Origin of the sequence: Hydrotalea sp., assembly GCA_030054115.1 — a bacterium.
GTDB lineage: Bacteria > Pseudomonadota > Alphaproteobacteria > JASGCL01 > JASGCL01 > JASGCL01.
The window spans coordinates 25,551-41,451 of the sequence record JASGCL010000004.1 but is presented as its reverse complement, the minus strand read 5'-3'; the positions used below and the strand labels follow the sequence as shown (position 1 = coordinate 41,451).

The following is a 15,901-nucleotide window of genomic DNA, read 5'->3' as shown; positions in this document are numbered from 1 at the left end:
GCTATTACCCTATGCCCGATTCGCAAACCCACTTCAATGGCGGTGATTGATTTTGCGAGGCTAGGCAACGGCTACGGGCGATTGATGGTTTTCAGCCAGGATTTTTTGCCAAATTTTTTGTCCGATTTTTTAATCGCAACGGGAGCAATATCAGAAAATAATTTATAAAATAAATAAAATAATATCGTTACCGCGCCAAAATACCATAGGATAAAAACGAAGTTGCTATGTATAAAACTATGGTTTTTGGCCAGCATCATCCACGACAAACCGGTGGCCATAAAAATAAACAACATGCTTGCCCGTTCCCACCGGTATTTATTTTTTTTATAAAAATAATAAACCGATTGCAAGATACTGGTTATCATCAATAACCGAAATAACACACCACCACTTAAATAAAATAATTTCGTTACTTGCTCCATTGGCGTGTCTGGCCACGAATGCCAACCCATGTATCTTTTAAAAACATCAATCAAATGAATCGGCGTATCTATGCCCGTGCTACCGCCATATGTCCTCCTTGCCACATGCTCTTGGTAAATGCCGATAAGGTTTTCTATCAACCCATTGCCGTTCCAATTTTGCGCGGCGTGAATAAAAAGCGCGACCAAAAACCCCGCCACCCCAAGACCGCAAATCGTGATGAAGCCAACCAACGATTCGGCGCGGCCGTAACGCGGTTTGACCTTGAACATATCGATAAAAAATATCGCGCCGGCGAATAAAATCACCGCCGAAATAAATTCGTAAAGCATCAATGACCGCAAGGTGAAAGATAAAAACAACAATGCCAACCACAGCCAGCCGCGCCACGGATGACGTTTTTCCAAATAATACAACAGGCCGAACACCGCCGGCAAATACATCGCCCAGGTTGTCCAATATAAATGTTTGGCAAACACCACCACCCAGGGCGAAAAAACCATCGACAGGTAAAAAATAATGGCGAATGGTTTATCAATCGCGCGCCAGAATAAAAAACTCAGAAGCACAATAATTACCGCCAACAGCAAGCTATTGATGGCGTAAAATATCTTGATATCGGTGATGCCAAGGTTATTAAAAAGATAGGAATAGATTTTCCCCTGGAGCACAAATTGCGAGGTGTAATTGCCGCTCATGACAATTCGTTGTCTTGCCTCGGCCGGCGACATGGTAACAATTTTTCCACCGCCGAACAAATCGTCGTAAACCGCGACTTTATCCCTATCCCTGTTTTTCCAAAATTTATCATAATCATAGGTTTTTTCATGACTATCGAAAGCAAAAAGATTTTGATTGCCGGTTATCGGTATATCAAACCTATCGGCGACAATTTTTCCCAAAATATGAATTTCAGAATCGAGGTTAAAATCTTTAAACCAATCTTTATTGGCCGAACGAAATGTATCGTGGGCAAAATTGGTAAAGGCAATGATAACGCCGATAAGCGCAATCGCCAGTGGCGATAACAGGTATTTTTTTATCAATTCTTTCACCAAAAATCCTTACCAAACTAATGCTGGGCTCACAACCAAAATCATATCGGCAATATCATTGGGCTAAAATGTCACCGCTTGCGTGTCATATGGTGCGGGCGGAGGGAATTGAACCCACACTCTCCAGAGAGAACTAGATTTTGAGTCTAGCGCGTCTACCAGTTCCGCCACGCCCGCGCAAAAATATATGACTGGTGTTTTTTGGGATAAGCCAAGCAGAACCAAAAATCAAGGGATAAAAATCAGGTTATAAAAACACGTGGCAACCGCCGAAAAAACACCGCCAAAACAGCCTCTTAAAAATGTCGGCAAAAGACCTTGCGCCCTTTCCAAGTTTTCTTTATAGTAAAAACAATGAAAAATAGAATTAAAAATCATTCCGCCACCGACCAATTATTGGCGGGCAAAACTGGCAACATGGTGGGCGATATGCCCAACCCCGCCGCCACGGTGAGTTTCCGCCAGATGAAGGACGGCACCCGCGCCGATTACGAAATGCTTCGCCAATTTGAACAACCGCACAATGCCATGACCGCCGACCGGTTGTTGCGCGAATTAAAATTGGCCGAGGAAGAAACATTTCACGGATACAAAATAACGCGGCTGGAACATGCATTACAATCGGCGACCCGCGCCCTGCAGGACGGCGGCGACGACGATTGGGTGGTCGCAACCCTATTGCATGATATTGGCGATGGCCTGGCACCGCAAAACCACGACCGCTTTGCCGCCGAAATTTTGCGACCATTCGTGCGCGACGAGGTAGCCTGGACGGTCGAACACCATGGCGCGTTCCAAATGGTTTATTACGCCCACCATTATGGTTGGAATCAATATGAACGGGAAAAATTTAAAGATAATCCTTATTATCAAACCTGCGTCGATTTTTGTGAACGCTGGGACCAATCGTCTTTCGACCCCGATTACAAATCACAAGCTTTGGATTTTTTTGCGCCGGCGGTGCGCCGCGTTTTCGCGCGCAAGGCCTACGATAAAAATATCATCCAACCCGGCGTGGTGCGTGGCCTGCCACAACCCGCCATCAATCAACCCGCCACACCACCTGCGAACAACTTGCGGGCTTAAGGCAACCTAAAAAAATCATGACCAATCATCTAACCAAAAAATCCCTTCTACTTGGCACTACCATCTGCTTGACCCTTGGTTTAACCCTGGGCTTGACCACTGGCGGCAATACCGCCCTGGCGCAAACCACCGCCACCAAGAAAAAACCAAAACCGGACAGAACGTTGGTTTACCGCCCGCCATCCGCCGCCAAGGCCAAAACGACACCCAATGTCAATGCGCAACCTGAAGCGCAGGTTGACACATACACGATGGTGCAGGACGGGCTTATCGCCACCACGCCACCCAAATATGTTAATGTCAACATGCTTCGCGACGCGGTGGCCGGAAAATTCTTGCTCAAGATTGAGGGCGGTTATCTTTACCAATTTGCCAACAGCTGGGTGACCAGTGCGGACACCATCAGCCGACCAGAAAACCCGCTGTGGCTTGGGGTTGGCGGCAGTATCGCCTATGAACATGCGTCGGGCTTCGGCCTCAGCGCGGATTACTTCGGTATTTACAGCCAATGGTCGGCTGGCGCGCTCGCCACCGACAAAAGCTATACCCAATTGTTGCATATTATCAGCCTCGCCCCGACCTATCGTTTTGGTTTTGGGGCTAGCAAATATGTTGGCATAAAATTGGGGTTGGGGGTTGGCTCGTCAATATCAAGCCTTACCGTCACCCACCCTGACGCCGCCACCGAAAACCTCAATGGCCAATATGGGTTGTTTCTAACACCGCTGGTCGCGCTGGAGCTAGACAACGGCATTCTTCACCTTGATATCAATGGTAAATTTATTTATTCGTTCCTTGATATAGGTTACGGCGGCACGCAAAATTATATTTCCAAGTTGGGAGAGGTCGCGGCCTATGGTGGTTTTGGCCTGGGTTTAAATTTTTAAATCATTTGCGATTTGATTTTTTATAATTTTTACCGCTTGCCACTTGACGCCATCGGTTGGGATTGCTAAAGTTGAAAAATAATAATTATTATATCAATTATTTGCCGCTATAAAATAATCAAGTATGCAAGGAGAAAACATCATGCTTATCGGTTGTCCCAAAGAAATTAAAAATAACGAATACCGCGTCGGCCTAACAGTTGGCAGTGCCGCCGAATATATCCACCAAGGACATCAGGTGGTGATGGAAACCGGTGCCGGCCTGGGCGTTGGTTACAGCGACGATGAATATAAGGCCGTTGGTTGCCAAATTGCCGCCACCGCCGATGAAGTTTTTCAGAAGGCCGATATGATTGTGAAGGTTAAAGAACCACAAGCGGTCGAAACCAAAAAATTACGCAAAGGACAAATTCTTTACACTTACCTGCATCTGGCGGCGGAGGAAACCCTTACCAAGGAACTCCTCGCCTCGGGTTGCATCGGCATTGCCTATGAAACGGTAACCGACCGCAATGGCCGCTTGCCATTGTTGGCACCAATGAGCGAGGTTGCCGGCCGTATGTCTATCCAGGTGGCGGCCCATTGTTTGGAAAAACGGCAAGGCGGCTCGGGCGTGTTGCTCGGCGGCGTGTCGGGCGTGTTGCCGGCCAAGGTCACCATTATCGGCGGCGGCGTGTCGGGCGCGGCGGCGGCGCGCATGGCGCTGGGGCTGGGGGCTGATGTTACGATTTTTGACCGCAACGGCGAGCGTTTGGCTTACCTTGACGATGTATTTGGGCCGCGTTTAAAAACCGCCTATTCGACCAAGGGCGAATTGGAACGGGCGGTTAAGGATTCGGATGTAGTTGTCGGCGCGGTGCTTATCCCCGGGGCGAAGGCACCAAAATTGATAAGCCGCGCCATGTTGAAAACCATGCGCCGCGGTTCGGTGTTGGTGGATATTGCCATCGACCAAGGGGGTTGTTTTGAAACATCGAAACCGACCTCTCACCAAGAACCAATTTTTGAAGTCGATGGGATTATTCATTATTGCGTGACCAACATGCCGGGGGCGGTGGCCAGAACATCTGCCCATGCCCTTAATAACGCGACCCTGCCCTTTGGCTTGGCGATTGCGAAAAAAGGTTGGAAGCAAGCCCTGAAAGACGATAAACACCTGCGCGATGGCTTGAATGTTTGCGAGGGCAAATTGACCTATAAGGCGGTGGCCGACCAATTTGGCATGGCCTGCGCCGACCCGATGACGCTGCTTTAGGACGCGGGTTTTAAGACGTAGGATAGCGCGGTGTAATTACCGTTTGTTGTTTCAAGCGATTGACTTGGGGCGCACCCGCCTTATAGATAATACCTTGATAATCTATGATAGCCATGATAAAGGAACAAACCAACAGCCTTACTTTAATATTTTAAAATAAATTCATGACACCAACCCTTACCAGTGAACAACTGATTACAATTGCAAACGAACGTTACACCTGCAAAGCCTTTAACCCAGACAAAAAAATACCGGACGACCAATTGGCCGCATTGAAATTGGTGTTGCGCAATGCGCCATCGTCGGTCAATTTGCAACCATGGCATTTTATCATTGCCAGCAGTGACGATGGCAAGAAAAAAATTGCCGAGGCAACCGCGGGCCCCAATTTTTACAACACCCAAAAATTATTGGATTGTTCGCATGTCGTGGTGTTTTGTCGCTATTTAAATGTGGGCGATGCCCATTTAAGCGCGGTGTTGGCAAAGGAAGATAAAGACGGCCGTTACGCAAAGCCTGAGGACCGCGATGTCATGGGTCAAGTGCGCGGCTTTTATGCCAGTTTGCACCAGGAAAAATTGCATGATTTGTCGTGGTGCATGGAAAAACAAATTTACTTGGCGCTTGGCATGTTGTTAGAATCCGCCACCACGTTGGGGATTGATTCCTGCGCGATGGAAGGATTCGATGCAAAAAAATTGGATGAGGTGTTGGATTTAAAAGCAAAGGGTTTGGCGTCGGTGGTGGTGACGGCCTTGGGGTATCGCGCTGACAAAGATTTCAATGCGACATTACCAAAATCGCGCCTCGGCGATGACAAGCTATTTACCCAATTGTAAAAAGCAACCCGTAGCAGAGGGCATAAAATGAAAAAAATAATTATTATTATTTTTGCCATTGTTATATTGGTTTTAACCCTTACTATTTCTCTTGGTGGGCCAAAAAAATTACCCGCCATGACGTCGGTTAACGACCCTTTTGCTAACATTGATTACAGCATGCTTCCTACGCCATCATTTTTTGTTGCCCGCGATGGCCAACAATTGGCTTATCGTTCGTATAAACCAAAAATAACCGCTGGCAAAAAAAATCGTGATATTGTGTTGGTGCATGGCTCTTCGGCCTCCAGCGAAAGCATGCACCTGTTGGCTATGGCGTTGGCCAATAAGGGTTATCAAATTTATGCGCTGGATATCAGGGGGCATGGGTTGTCGGCCGTGCATGGTAAAATAAATTACATCGGTCAATTAAACGACGACCTGGCTGATTTTGTTTCAGCAACCAAATTGACCAACGCTACCTTGGCTGGTTTTTCTAGTGGCGGAGGGTTTGTGTTGCGATTTGCGGGGTCGGCACAACAACAATTATTTGCCAATTATATTTTGATAAGTCCTTATATTGCTTACAATGCGCCAAACAACCAGCCGACGAGCAAGGGTAGCATGGAATGGGCCAACCTGGGCCGGCCGCGTTTTTTGGTGGTTTTATGGTTGAATAATATCGGCATCAAATTTTTTAATAACTTGCCAGTGTTAAGTTTTGCGCTGGACGACAATGCAAGAACCAAATTAACCCCATGGTATGGTTTTAACCTGATGATAAATTTTCAGCCCTTAAGAGATTATAAAGCGAATATTGCCGCCGCCCAGCAACCCATGGCGTTGGTGGTTGGTGGCAGTGACGAATTGTTTGTTGCCAAAAATTATGAAAATATTTTTGCCCCCGCTGGCAAGCCCATTCCCATCACCATTGTCCCGGGCGCCAACCACGTCGATATGATAACCAATAAAGAAGTCATCACCAATGTGATAAGGGTTATTGCCAATATCAATAAATAATTTTTAGGCGTTGCTTAGCAAGCGCAAAAACCACCCGCCACAATTATATTGACGCTTTCGCGCCCCTCAAGTAGCGGCGCGGTAGGGGGAAATTATTTGGGCTTTCGCTACCGCAAGCGAGATAAAAAAATACCCGCCGGGAATTTGTTCCCAGCGGGTATTTTAAAATAACTTTTCAGCTTAGAAAAATTATTTTCTATCGACAGCTTATTTACCCGATTTAACTTTATTAAATTCTTCGGCAAACAGGGTAATCAAATCATCGCGCAAGGCGGTTTGAATAACCTCGCGCTTGGCCAATGCCCCAGTTGCCATGTTCTTTTGGGCAAAGACTTTTGAATCAATGGCTTTCATGCCAACCATGTTGGCATGGCTGTAACCAAAGATATTAACCAACGCAGAGGCCGATTCTTTTGAAACCACCGCGTTCAAAAAGTCATAGACTTGGTCATTGGCCTTGCTGGTTTTGGGAATCATGTAACCACAGACATAGCCCGTGTATCCTTCCTTCATGCCAAAGGCAAATTTGACATTAACGCCCTCAGCCTGCAGGCTGGTTGGTGCATCGTTCCAAGACCAGGCGGCCAGGACTTCACCATTTTTCATGGATTGTGCCAAGGTCGCAGTGTCGGCCCAATAGAATTTGGTGTTCTTATGGGCGGCACGCAAGAAATCCATCGCTTTTTTAAACTTTGGGTCATTGGCGTCCTTGATGCTGTTCCAATCTTTGGTGCCGGTGGCGACCAGCCCCAGCTCCACCCAATCGGCCATGTTATCAGGCAAAGAAACCTTGCCCTTGTATTTTGGGTTGGTGAAGATGCTTAAGGAAGCGACGTCGCCCGCCGGCACCTTATCAACATTATACACCACCGAGGTTTGACCGCTATCATAGGGTATGGCCCAAACCTTACCATCGGCGACAAAACCCGGCGCGTTTTTTAAACGCGGCTCAAGGTCTTTGTAATTGGGGATACGGCTGACATCAATCGGTTGCACTATGCCCTGGGCGCGCCAAGCGTTCATTTTGTAACCGCAGGGATGCACCAAGTCGGCCTTAAAGCCAGTTTTTAATTTTGCTTGGGCTTCCTCTTCGTCTTGATAGAAGGCAAATTTTGGTTTGCCGCCATATTTTTTGACATAATCGGGGAAGAGCGACTGGTCGTCGTAACCTGCCCAATCATAAATAAACAGGTTGCTTGCCTTCGGCGTTGCCGCATGGCCCATGGTTGATGTTAAGATAGAGCCAGCAACAAATACCAGCCCCATCAGTAGGTTTTTTTTCATTGTTTTTTTCCTTAGATTTTTTGTTTTTTAAGGGGTTTAGAGGCGAGAATCTATACTCTTTTTCCACCATTAACAAGCGCGTAATAGAATAAATGAAAAACAATTTGCTTATTTTTTTAATAAAGGGCTTGTTAGCTGTGTCTTTAATTGCTAAAAACTTGTATTCGAAATTATCTTCTAATCTATAGCCCAAATCATGTCCCAATCCATGTCTCAATCCATGTCTCAATCTACCCCCATTCGCCACCCGCTCGACCCGTTAAACGATGTCGAAATCGCCGCCGCCGTGGCGGTGGTAAAAAAACTGGGCAATATATCGGCCGAGGCCTGGTTCGAGAGTATTTACCTCGATGAGCCAGCAAAATCGCTGGTCAGAAATTTTAAAGACGGCGATGGGTTTGAACGCCGCGCCTATGTTTGTTGTTACGACCCAAAAAGCAATCAAACCATCCGCGGCATTGCCAACCTGACCAAGCAAACATTGGAATCGTGGGAGCCAGTGACCGATGGTGGCCAGGCGCGTATCGTCGCCGATGAATATTTTGCCGCCGGCGTGATGGCGATTAAAGACCCGAATTTCATCGCCGCATGCAACAAACGCGGCATCACCGACATGAACCGCGTGTTGGTCGAACCATGGGCGGCGGGTAATTTTGGCATTAAGGAGGAGGTCGGGAAGCGGTTGGCCTATGGCCAATGTTGGTATTCAGACGACAGCGGCGATAACCCCTATGCTCGGCCGATCGCCGGGTTGCACCCGGTGTTTGATTTGCAACATATGACTATTTTGCGGATAGATGATTTTGGCGTCGCGCCGATTCCGCCCGACACCGGCAATATAAAACCAAAAAAAATGCGCGACGATATAAAGCCATTGAATATCACGCAACCGGAGGGGCCGAGTTTTTCGGTCGATGGGCATTTGGTAAAATGGCAAAAATGGCATATCCGCATTGGTTTTAACGTGCGCGAGGGCCTGACCCTGCATGATATTAAATACGAGGATAAGGGCAAATTGCGGCCAATTATTTATCGCGCGTCGATGCCGGAAATGGTGGTGCCCTATGGCCACCCGGGCAATGGGCATTTCCGCCGCAACGCATTTGACAATGGCGAATATGGCGTCGGGCAGTATTTTGATTCCCTGTCGCTGGGGTGCGATTGCGTTGGCGAAATAAAATATTTCGACGCCGATTACCACGATTGGCGCGGCGTGCCGAAAAAAATTAAAAACGCCATCTGCATGCATGAGGAAGATTATGGTTTGTTGTGGAAATTCACCAACGCCTATAAACCCGACCTGCCGACCTATCGCGCGCGGTCGCGGCGGTTGGTTATTTCCGGCCTGTCGACCATCGGCAATTATGTTTATGGCTTCTTTTGGTATTTTTACCAAGACGGCACCATCGGGGTCGAAATCAAGGCCACCGGCATTCCCTTTCCATCCGGGCTTTACCAACCAACATCGGATGGTTACGGCGAAACGGTTGCGCCGTTTGTTGACTTACATACCCATCAACATTGTTTTTCATTCCGGTTTGACATGGCTATCGACGGCGATAAAAACGCAATACGCGAAATGAATTTTGCTGGCGAAAAAATCAGCGCGACCAACCCGCACGGCAATGTTATCCGCGCGATGGAAACCGCGTTAAAAACCGAAAAGCAAGCGCAACGCAATATCGATTTGGCGGCGGCGCGTTATTGGCGCGTCATCAACCCCAACGAAAAAAACGCGATGGGTAAACCGGTCGGTTACAAATTGGCAACCGGCGTCAACGCCATGTCATTTTTGGACCCGGCCGCGCCGGTGGCCAAGCGCGCGCAATTTATGTTTAAGCATTTTTGGGCAACGCAATATAAGGCCGATGAGATTTTCCCCGCCGGTTTATTCCCCAACCAACATGTCGGTGGCGATGGTTTGCCAAAATGGACTGCCGCCGACCGCAATTTGGAAAATGAAAATGTTGTTGTCTGGTATACATTAAACCTGCACCATTTGGCGCGGTTGGAGGATTGGCCGATTCAGCCGGTGCTTTATGCTAATTTTCATTGGATGGCCGATGGGTTTTTTGACCAAAACCCGGGGATGGACGTGCCCAGCCCGCACAAAAAAGACCATTGCCAAAAATAGGCCGCCAATTATTTAACGATAATTTTTCCCCTCATGCCATGTTCTTCATGCTCGGGGATAAGGCAGATGTATAAAAATTCGCCCTTGTCTAAAAATTGCCAATAGATAACGCCGACCTTGCCGGGTTTAACCTCGACCTCGGTCATGCTGGCGCCTTCTTCTTCCTCTTCTTCACCCTCGGCAATTTCTTCCTTGATGTAATCCAACCGCGCGCGGTCACCCAGCACAAATTCATGTTTTATCTTGGTGTGATTCTTAATAACAAATTTTATTACCTCGCCCTTTTTAACCCGCACGTCGGCCGGGTTAAATTTGTAACTATTTAAGGGAACATCGAGCACGACCTCGCGCGCTTGTTTTGCCTCCGCGCTGTTTTTATCAATCGGCGCGCCAAAATCATAACGGGTTGTCCATTCGGCCGCGTTAGCCGTTTCTGGCTTCATTGATTTCAACACTTCATCACCCAGCCACCAAGAGCCAGCCACCACGGCCAACCCCTTAATAGCAAACAACAACGAAACTATTTTTAGTTTATGTTTCATATTTAATTACTGTTAAAATCGGTTGATAGGAGGGTTTTAATAATAAACGGATAATGTTTATAGGATTCGACCATGGCGCGGGTGTCGCTGGTGAATTTTTTGCCATTCAGCGAGACCAAATTTTTGCCCCATGCTACGTCAGATTTAACCGGGTATTCGTTGTTTTTGGTCATAAAATATTCTTGCGATTCTTTCGATAATAAAAATTTTACCAGCGATTGCGCCATCGGTTTGTTCTTGCCGCTTTTAATTACGGCAACGCCCGATATATTGGCGGCAACGCCCTCGCCCAATTTATCACCAACCAGCGACACCAAGCGCGGCGTGGCTTTGCTTTCCAAATCGGGGATTTCTTTTTTCAACAGGCCGTAATAGTAGCTGTTAACCACCGCGATTTGGCATTGCCCACCATAAACCAATTTGATTTCATCGCGGTCATTGCCGCCAGGTTTTTGCATCAAATTGCCCTTCAATTTTTTCAAATAATCTTTTGTTTCCTTGTCGCTTAAGTAAACCCTTAAAGAGGAGAATAACCCAAGGTTATAGGGGTGGAAGCCATCGCGAATACAAATTTGCCCGCGCCATTGGTCGTCGGCCAATTGTTTCATGTTGACGATGCTCATGGCTTTTGAATTTTTGGCAACGACGATAATCCGCGCGCGATAGGAAACGCCGGCCCATTGGTGCTCGGCGTCGACAAAATAAACGGGCAGGCTTTTTGTCAGCGGTTCGGGGATGGTATCGGTGTAGCCAGCGTCTTTCAATTGTTGCACCATCGCGATATTTTGCGTGATGACAATATCGGCCGGGGTGTTGGACCCTTCTTGTTTTATCCGCTCGACCAAACTATCGCCGCCATAATAAACCCGTAAACGCGCGTGGGTTTGTTTCGAAAATTTATCCAACAGCGGTCTTATCAAATCTTCCTTACGATTGGTGTAAACCACCAATTCCTTTTTATCGGCCAGGTTATCGCCAGCACCCTTTGTCGCGGCGGGGGTTTCGCTGCCCGACGCGGTATGGTCGTGCCCCTCGTGCGCGGTCGCCATCGCCGCAAAAAATGGCAGGGAGGCCATGATGGTCGCCAACTGCGCCACGCCGCGCATGGTGCGCTTGTCATTATTGGCTTGGCGAGAAGTTTTCATAATAATTATATCCACGAGTTTGGTTTTTAAAAACATGACATTTATGGACGTGTTGCGGGGGTAGCAGGTTGACGCGCGCTATTTCAGGGTGATTCTTTATTACGGCCAATTTTTGTCTTTTTCTGCCTAGCAAATTACAGGCGATTTGTAACGCATGTTTTTACCGCGCGGCACAAAAAAATAGGCGGACGGATAGTTCATCCGCCCGCCTATCCTACTCAATTTTGTCCCATCATGTAGGAGAGAAGAGGAGTTGAGACAAAAAAGAATTGGTAGAAATGTCTATAAATTCTCTTTGGTGATGGTTATTCAATTTTCGTGCCAATATCCATACGCTTCCGCTTGGGGCAATATATTCGCCTAACCCAATGCCTGTTCCCAATCTTTGATGAGGTCGTCGGCATTTTCAAGCCCGACTGAAAAACGCACCAAGTCGGGCGGCGTGGTTGAATCTGCCCCCTCGATAGTAAAGCGATGCTCGGCCAAGGATTCCGGCCCGCCGAGCGAGGTGGCGCGGCGTATCATTTTTAACGCCCGCACGGCGCGCAATGTTTCGCTGGCCCCGCCCTTGATATGAAAACCCATCAGCCCGCCGAACCCGCCCGTCATTTGTTTTTGTGCAACCGCGTAATTGGGGTGGCAGGTTTGGCTGGCGTGGCGCACCAGGGATATTTTTTTATGACCATTTAAAAATGTCGCCAATTGCGCCGCGTTGTCGCAATGTTTTTTCATCCGCAGAAACAATGTTTTCAAACTGCGCGTTAATAAAAAGGCGGTGAATGGGTCGAGCATCCAGCCGAATAAAAATCGTTGCTCCTTCATCCGTTGCCACATGGCGTCGTCTTGTTTTGTTACCAACACGCCGGCCAACAAATCATTGTGACCGCCCAAAAATTTTGTCGCCGAATGAATGACATAATCCGCCCCCAAATCAAGCGGCCTCATCACCACCGGTGTGGCCGCCGTGCTGTCGACGCAAAGTTTCGCCCCCACCGCCTGGCAATTTTTTGCCGCCAGCGCAATATCGATAATATGGTTCATCGGGTTCGACGGCACCTCGACCCACACCAATTGTGGTTTATGTTGTTTGATAGCCGAGGTCAGGGCCGCGTCATCGCCCGATTTTACCCAAAAGGCCTCTATGCCATAACGCGCGATATGTTGCCTTATCAATTTTGGCAAACCATAATAAAGCGAATCCTGGATGACGCATTTGTCGCCATGCGACAGGGCAAGAAAGACCGAGGCCATGGCCGCCGCGCCAGAGGGATAGAGCAAGGCCTCGAACCCGCCCTCCAAATGGTTTAGCATGGCCGAACATTGGTCAAGGCTGGCATTGTCATCGCGGATGTAACCGCGTTCGTCATGTTTTAGGTAATTGTCATCGCGCAAGTAGGTCGTGCCGGTGTAAATCGGCGGATGGATATTATGCGTTTTTTCGTCATAAAAATACAACCCCTGGACAATTTCACTTTCCAAGGATAAACCGGATGGACGGGGTGGCAGTTTGCGCGGCATGTTGGATGTCTTATCAACATTCAGCACAAAATTAAAGAATAAATTTTTGCAGGTTTTGGTCCTCGACCAACGGGGCGAGGCGTTGCTTCACCATGTCGGCGGTGATGCTGTAAATCTCTTTATCGCCGTCCTTGCTGTTGGTTATTTTTTCCTTGCCGTCGGCTTCGAACGATATATCCTCCAACAATTTTTCTATCAGGGTGTGCAACCGCCGCGCCCCGATATTTTCGACCGACGAATTTATTTCCATCGCAAAATCGGCAATGGCGTCAATCGCCACCGCATCGAACCGCACATCGACCGCATCGACCTTTAACAAATGTTGGTATTGCGAAATTAAATTATGCTCGGTGTGGGTCAAGATATTAATAAAATCGGCGCGGCTTAAGGGGTTGAGGCGCACGCGAATCGGCAATCGCCCCTGCAATTCCGGCAACAGGTCGGACGGCTTTGATTGGTGAAAAGCCCCCGAGGCAACGAACAAAATATAATCGGTTTTGATAATGCCATGGCGCGTTGCCACCGCCGTGCCCTCAATCATCGGCAGGAGGTCGCGTTGCACCCCCTCGCGCGACACGTCTTGCCGCGCGCTGGAATCGCGAACGCAAATTTTGTCGAATTCGTCGATAAAAACAATGCCATGTTGTTCGACCTGTTCCATCGCCACCTTAACAATTTCATCATGGTCGAGCAATTTTTCCATCGCCTCGGCCATTAATTCTTCGCGCGCCCGTTTGACGCTCATGGTTTTTTCTTGTTTCTGCTTAAACATTTTTCCCATCATGCCCTCGACCGCGTCAGAAATTTGAATCATGCCGATGCCGGCATTGCTCCCCGGTATCTCCATCATCGTGCCGGTGTTTTTTGGCGCGGCGGCCAGTTCGATGGTTATCTCGCTGTCATCCAACTCGCCCGACAATAATTTTTCTTTGTAATGAGCGCGGGTTTCGGCCTTGGCGTCCTTTCCCACCAGGGCGCGCAATAATTTTTCATTGACCTTGTCGCTCGCCTTTGGCTTGGTGGCGTCCTCGCGCCTTTGCCGTTCGTTTTTTATTGCAACCTCGAGCAAATCCCGGATGATGCTTTCGACATCGCGCCCGACGTAGCCAACCTCGGTGTATCTCGTCGCCTCGACCTTGATAAATGGTGCGCCAACCAATTTTGCCAGACGGCGCGCAATTTCGGTTTTGCCGCAACCGGTCGGGCCAATCATCAATATATTTTTTGGCAAGATTTCATCGGCCAAGGGTTTGGGTAAACTACTTCGGCGGAATCGATTGCGCAGGGCAATCGCCACCATTTTTTTTGCCTCGGCCTGGCCGATGATATGCTTGTCCAGCGCGTCAACAATTTGCCGTGGCGTTAAGGATGAGGCAAGAGATGATGTCACCATTATAATTTTTCAACCGTGATATTGTGGTTGGTGTAGATGCAAATATCGGCCGCGATATTCATGGCCGCCATCGCAATTTTATCAACCGCCAGGTCGGTGTTTTGCGTCAGGGCGCGCGCCGCCGCCAGGGCGAATGACCCGCCCGAGCCGATGGCGACAATGCCGTCCTCGGGTTCTATCACATCGCCATTGCCAGAAATCAGCAATAATGTGTCCTTGTCGGCGACCGCCATCATGGCCTCCAGCCGGCGCAAATACTTGTCCGACCGCCAATCCTTCGCCAATTCGACGGCGGCGCGGGTTAATTGCCCGGGGTATTGTTCCAATTTTTTTTCCAACCGTTCAAATAAAGTGAAGGCGTCTGCCGTTGCGCCGGCAAAGCCAACCAATACCTTGCCCGATGATAATTTTCGCAATTTAACGGCGTTTGATTTCATCACCGTATTGCCGGCCGAAACCTGACCATCGCCGGCCATGACAATATCGGCACCCTTCTTGATGGCTAAAATAGTGGTGGCGTGAAACATAAGTGGTGGTTTTTGAAATCTTGTGGGCGGCTGATACCCCGTTATTTATGCCACCGATGGTGATAAGTCAATATGCTGTGCCGATGGCGGCCTTGCCTGTCTGCGGCGGCTTAGCCTATAAACCCTTAAGGTGGCACAGGCTTTGCAAAAAATGCCACAACAAAAAGATTGCATCGCCGCCAGCAATCGATTAAAAGTCAGCTGGAATAAATATACATGCGCACCGCCACCATCACCCGCCAGACCAAGGAAACCGATATCACCGCCACCGTCAATTTGGACGGCACGGGGGTTTATAACATTTCAACCGGCATTGGTTTTTTAGACCATATGTTGGAACAATTATCACGCCATAGCTTGATTGACATCAACCTGACCTGCAAGGGGGATTTGCATATCGACAACCACCACACGGCGGAGGATTGCGGCATTGTCCTCGGCCAGGTTATGTTGAAAGCGCTTAGCGATAAAAAAGGCATCGCGCGGTTTGGCGATGCTTTATCGCCGATGGATGATACCCTGACCGAAATTGCGGTGGATATTTGTGGTCGCGGTTATTTGGTGTGGCAAGTGGAATTCAGCCAAGACAAATTGGGCGAGATGGAGGTGGAGTTGTTCCGCGAATGGTTTCACGCCTTCGCCATGAATCTTGGCGCGAACATTCACGTGGTGAATCGCCATGGGTTGAACAACCACCATAAAATCGAATCGGCATTTAAGGGGTTGGCGCGGTCGTTGCGCCAGGCCGTGACGTTGGACGGGCGGCAGGCCGGCATGGTGGCCTCGACCAAGGGGAAACTTTAGGTAACAT

General features: G+C 48.5%; 14 protein-coding genes and 1 tRNA gene. 7 read left to right on the top strand and 8 right to left on the bottom strand.

The annotated features are described in order from the left end of the window. Positions 1–71: 71 nt before the first annotated feature. Positions 72–1,481 (bottom strand): hypothetical protein, encoded by a 1,410-nt coding sequence (locus QM529_01725; GenBank protein ID MDI9313383.1) that lies wholly within the window; start codon positions 1,479–1,481, stop codon positions 72–74. Between the two features lie 90 nt (positions 1,482–1,571). After that, positions 1,572–1,658: transfer RNA gene (locus QM529_01720), tRNA-Leu, on the bottom strand. Between the two features lie 177 nt (positions 1,659–1,835). Here QM529_01720 and QM529_01715 point away from each other — a divergent pair. The 5 genes from QM529_01715 to QM529_01695 all read left to right on the top strand — a co-directional run bounded on the left by QM529_01715 (position 1,836) and on the right by QM529_01695 (position 6,547). Next, positions 1,836–2,567, top strand: coding sequence for an HD domain-containing protein (locus QM529_01715; protein MDI9313382.1), 732 nt, complete (start codon positions 1,836–1,838; stop codon positions 2,565–2,567). A gap of 17 nt (positions 2,568–2,584) precedes the next feature. Further along, the gene (locus tag QM529_01710; GenBank protein ID MDI9313381.1) at positions 2,585–3,454 is read left to right on the top strand and encodes a hypothetical protein; all 870 of its coding nucleotides are present in this window, start codon (positions 2,585–2,587) and stop codon (positions 3,452–3,454) included. Between the two features lie 124 nt (positions 3,455–3,578). Beyond that, positions 3,579–4,709 carry an alanine dehydrogenase gene (gene ald, locus QM529_01705; protein ID MDI9313380.1) on the top strand — a complete coding sequence of 377 codons (1,131 nt, stop codon included), beginning with the start codon at positions 3,579–3,581 and terminating at the stop codon, positions 4,707–4,709. 164 nt (positions 4,710–4,873) lie between these two features. After that, complete coding sequence (gene nfsB / locus QM529_01700) at positions 4,874–5,548, top strand: oxygen-insensitive NAD(P)H nitroreductase (GenBank protein MDI9313379.1); 675 nt, start codon at positions 4,874–4,876, stop codon at positions 5,546–5,548. Between the two features lie 27 nt (positions 5,549–5,575). Further along, positions 5,576–6,547 (top strand): alpha/beta hydrolase, encoded by a 972-nt coding sequence (locus QM529_01695; GenBank protein MDI9313378.1) that lies wholly within the window; start codon positions 5,576–5,578, stop codon positions 6,545–6,547. Positions 6,548–6,754: 207 nt separating this feature from the next. Here QM529_01695 and QM529_01690 read toward each other — a convergent pair whose 3' ends face one another. Continuing rightward, the gene (locus QM529_01690; protein MDI9313377.1) at positions 6,755–7,831 is read right to left on the bottom strand and encodes an extracellular solute-binding protein; all 1,077 of its coding nucleotides are present in this window, start codon (positions 7,829–7,831) and stop codon (positions 6,755–6,757) included. 220 nt (positions 7,832–8,051) lie between these two features. Between QM529_01690 and QM529_01685 the strand changes: the two genes are divergently transcribed. Beyond that, positions 8,052–9,965, top strand: coding sequence for a primary-amine oxidase (locus tag QM529_01685; protein ID MDI9313376.1), 1,914 nt, complete (start codon positions 8,052–8,054; stop codon positions 9,963–9,965). A gap of 8 nt (positions 9,966–9,973) precedes the next feature. Here the strand turns inward: QM529_01685 and QM529_01680 are convergent, their stop codons facing one another. From QM529_01680 to hslV, 5 genes are all read right to left on the bottom strand, one after another. Then, entirely contained in the window at positions 9,974–10,507 is a 534-nt protein-coding gene (locus QM529_01680) for a cupredoxin domain-containing protein (protein ID MDI9313375.1), read from the bottom strand. Between the two features lie 2 nt (positions 10,508–10,509). Further along, on the bottom strand, positions 10,510–11,652 hold the full coding sequence (locus QM529_01675) for an extracellular solute-binding protein (GenBank protein ID MDI9313374.1): 1,143 nt from the start codon (positions 11,650–11,652) through the stop codon (positions 10,510–10,512). A 360-nt stretch (positions 11,653–12,012) separates the two neighbouring features. Further along, positions 12,013–13,170 carry a PLP-dependent transferase gene (locus tag QM529_01670; GenBank protein MDI9313373.1) on the bottom strand — a complete coding sequence of 386 codons (1,158 nt, stop codon included), beginning with the start codon at positions 13,168–13,170 and terminating at the stop codon, positions 12,013–12,015. A 31-nt stretch (positions 13,171–13,201) separates the two neighbouring features. Next, positions 13,202–14,563, bottom strand: a complete 1,362-nt coding sequence (gene hslU, locus QM529_01665) for an ATP-dependent protease ATPase subunit HslU (protein ID MDI9313372.1) — start codon at positions 14,561–14,563, stop codon at positions 13,202–13,204. Then, a complete protein-coding gene (gene hslV / locus QM529_01660; protein ID MDI9313371.1) occupies positions 14,563–15,090 on the bottom strand; it encodes an ATP-dependent protease subunit HslV in 528 nt (175 codons plus the stop codon). The genes hslU and hslV overlap by 1 nt, the downstream gene beginning before the upstream one ends. Before the next feature lie 216 nt (positions 15,091–15,306). On the opposite strand from hslV, the gene hisB reads away from it, so the two are divergent. Further along, a complete protein-coding gene (gene hisB / locus QM529_01655; protein ID MDI9313370.1) occupies positions 15,307–15,894 on the top strand; it encodes an imidazoleglycerol-phosphate dehydratase HisB in 588 nt (195 codons plus the stop codon). The last annotated feature ends 7 nt before the right edge of the window (positions 15,895–15,901 follow it).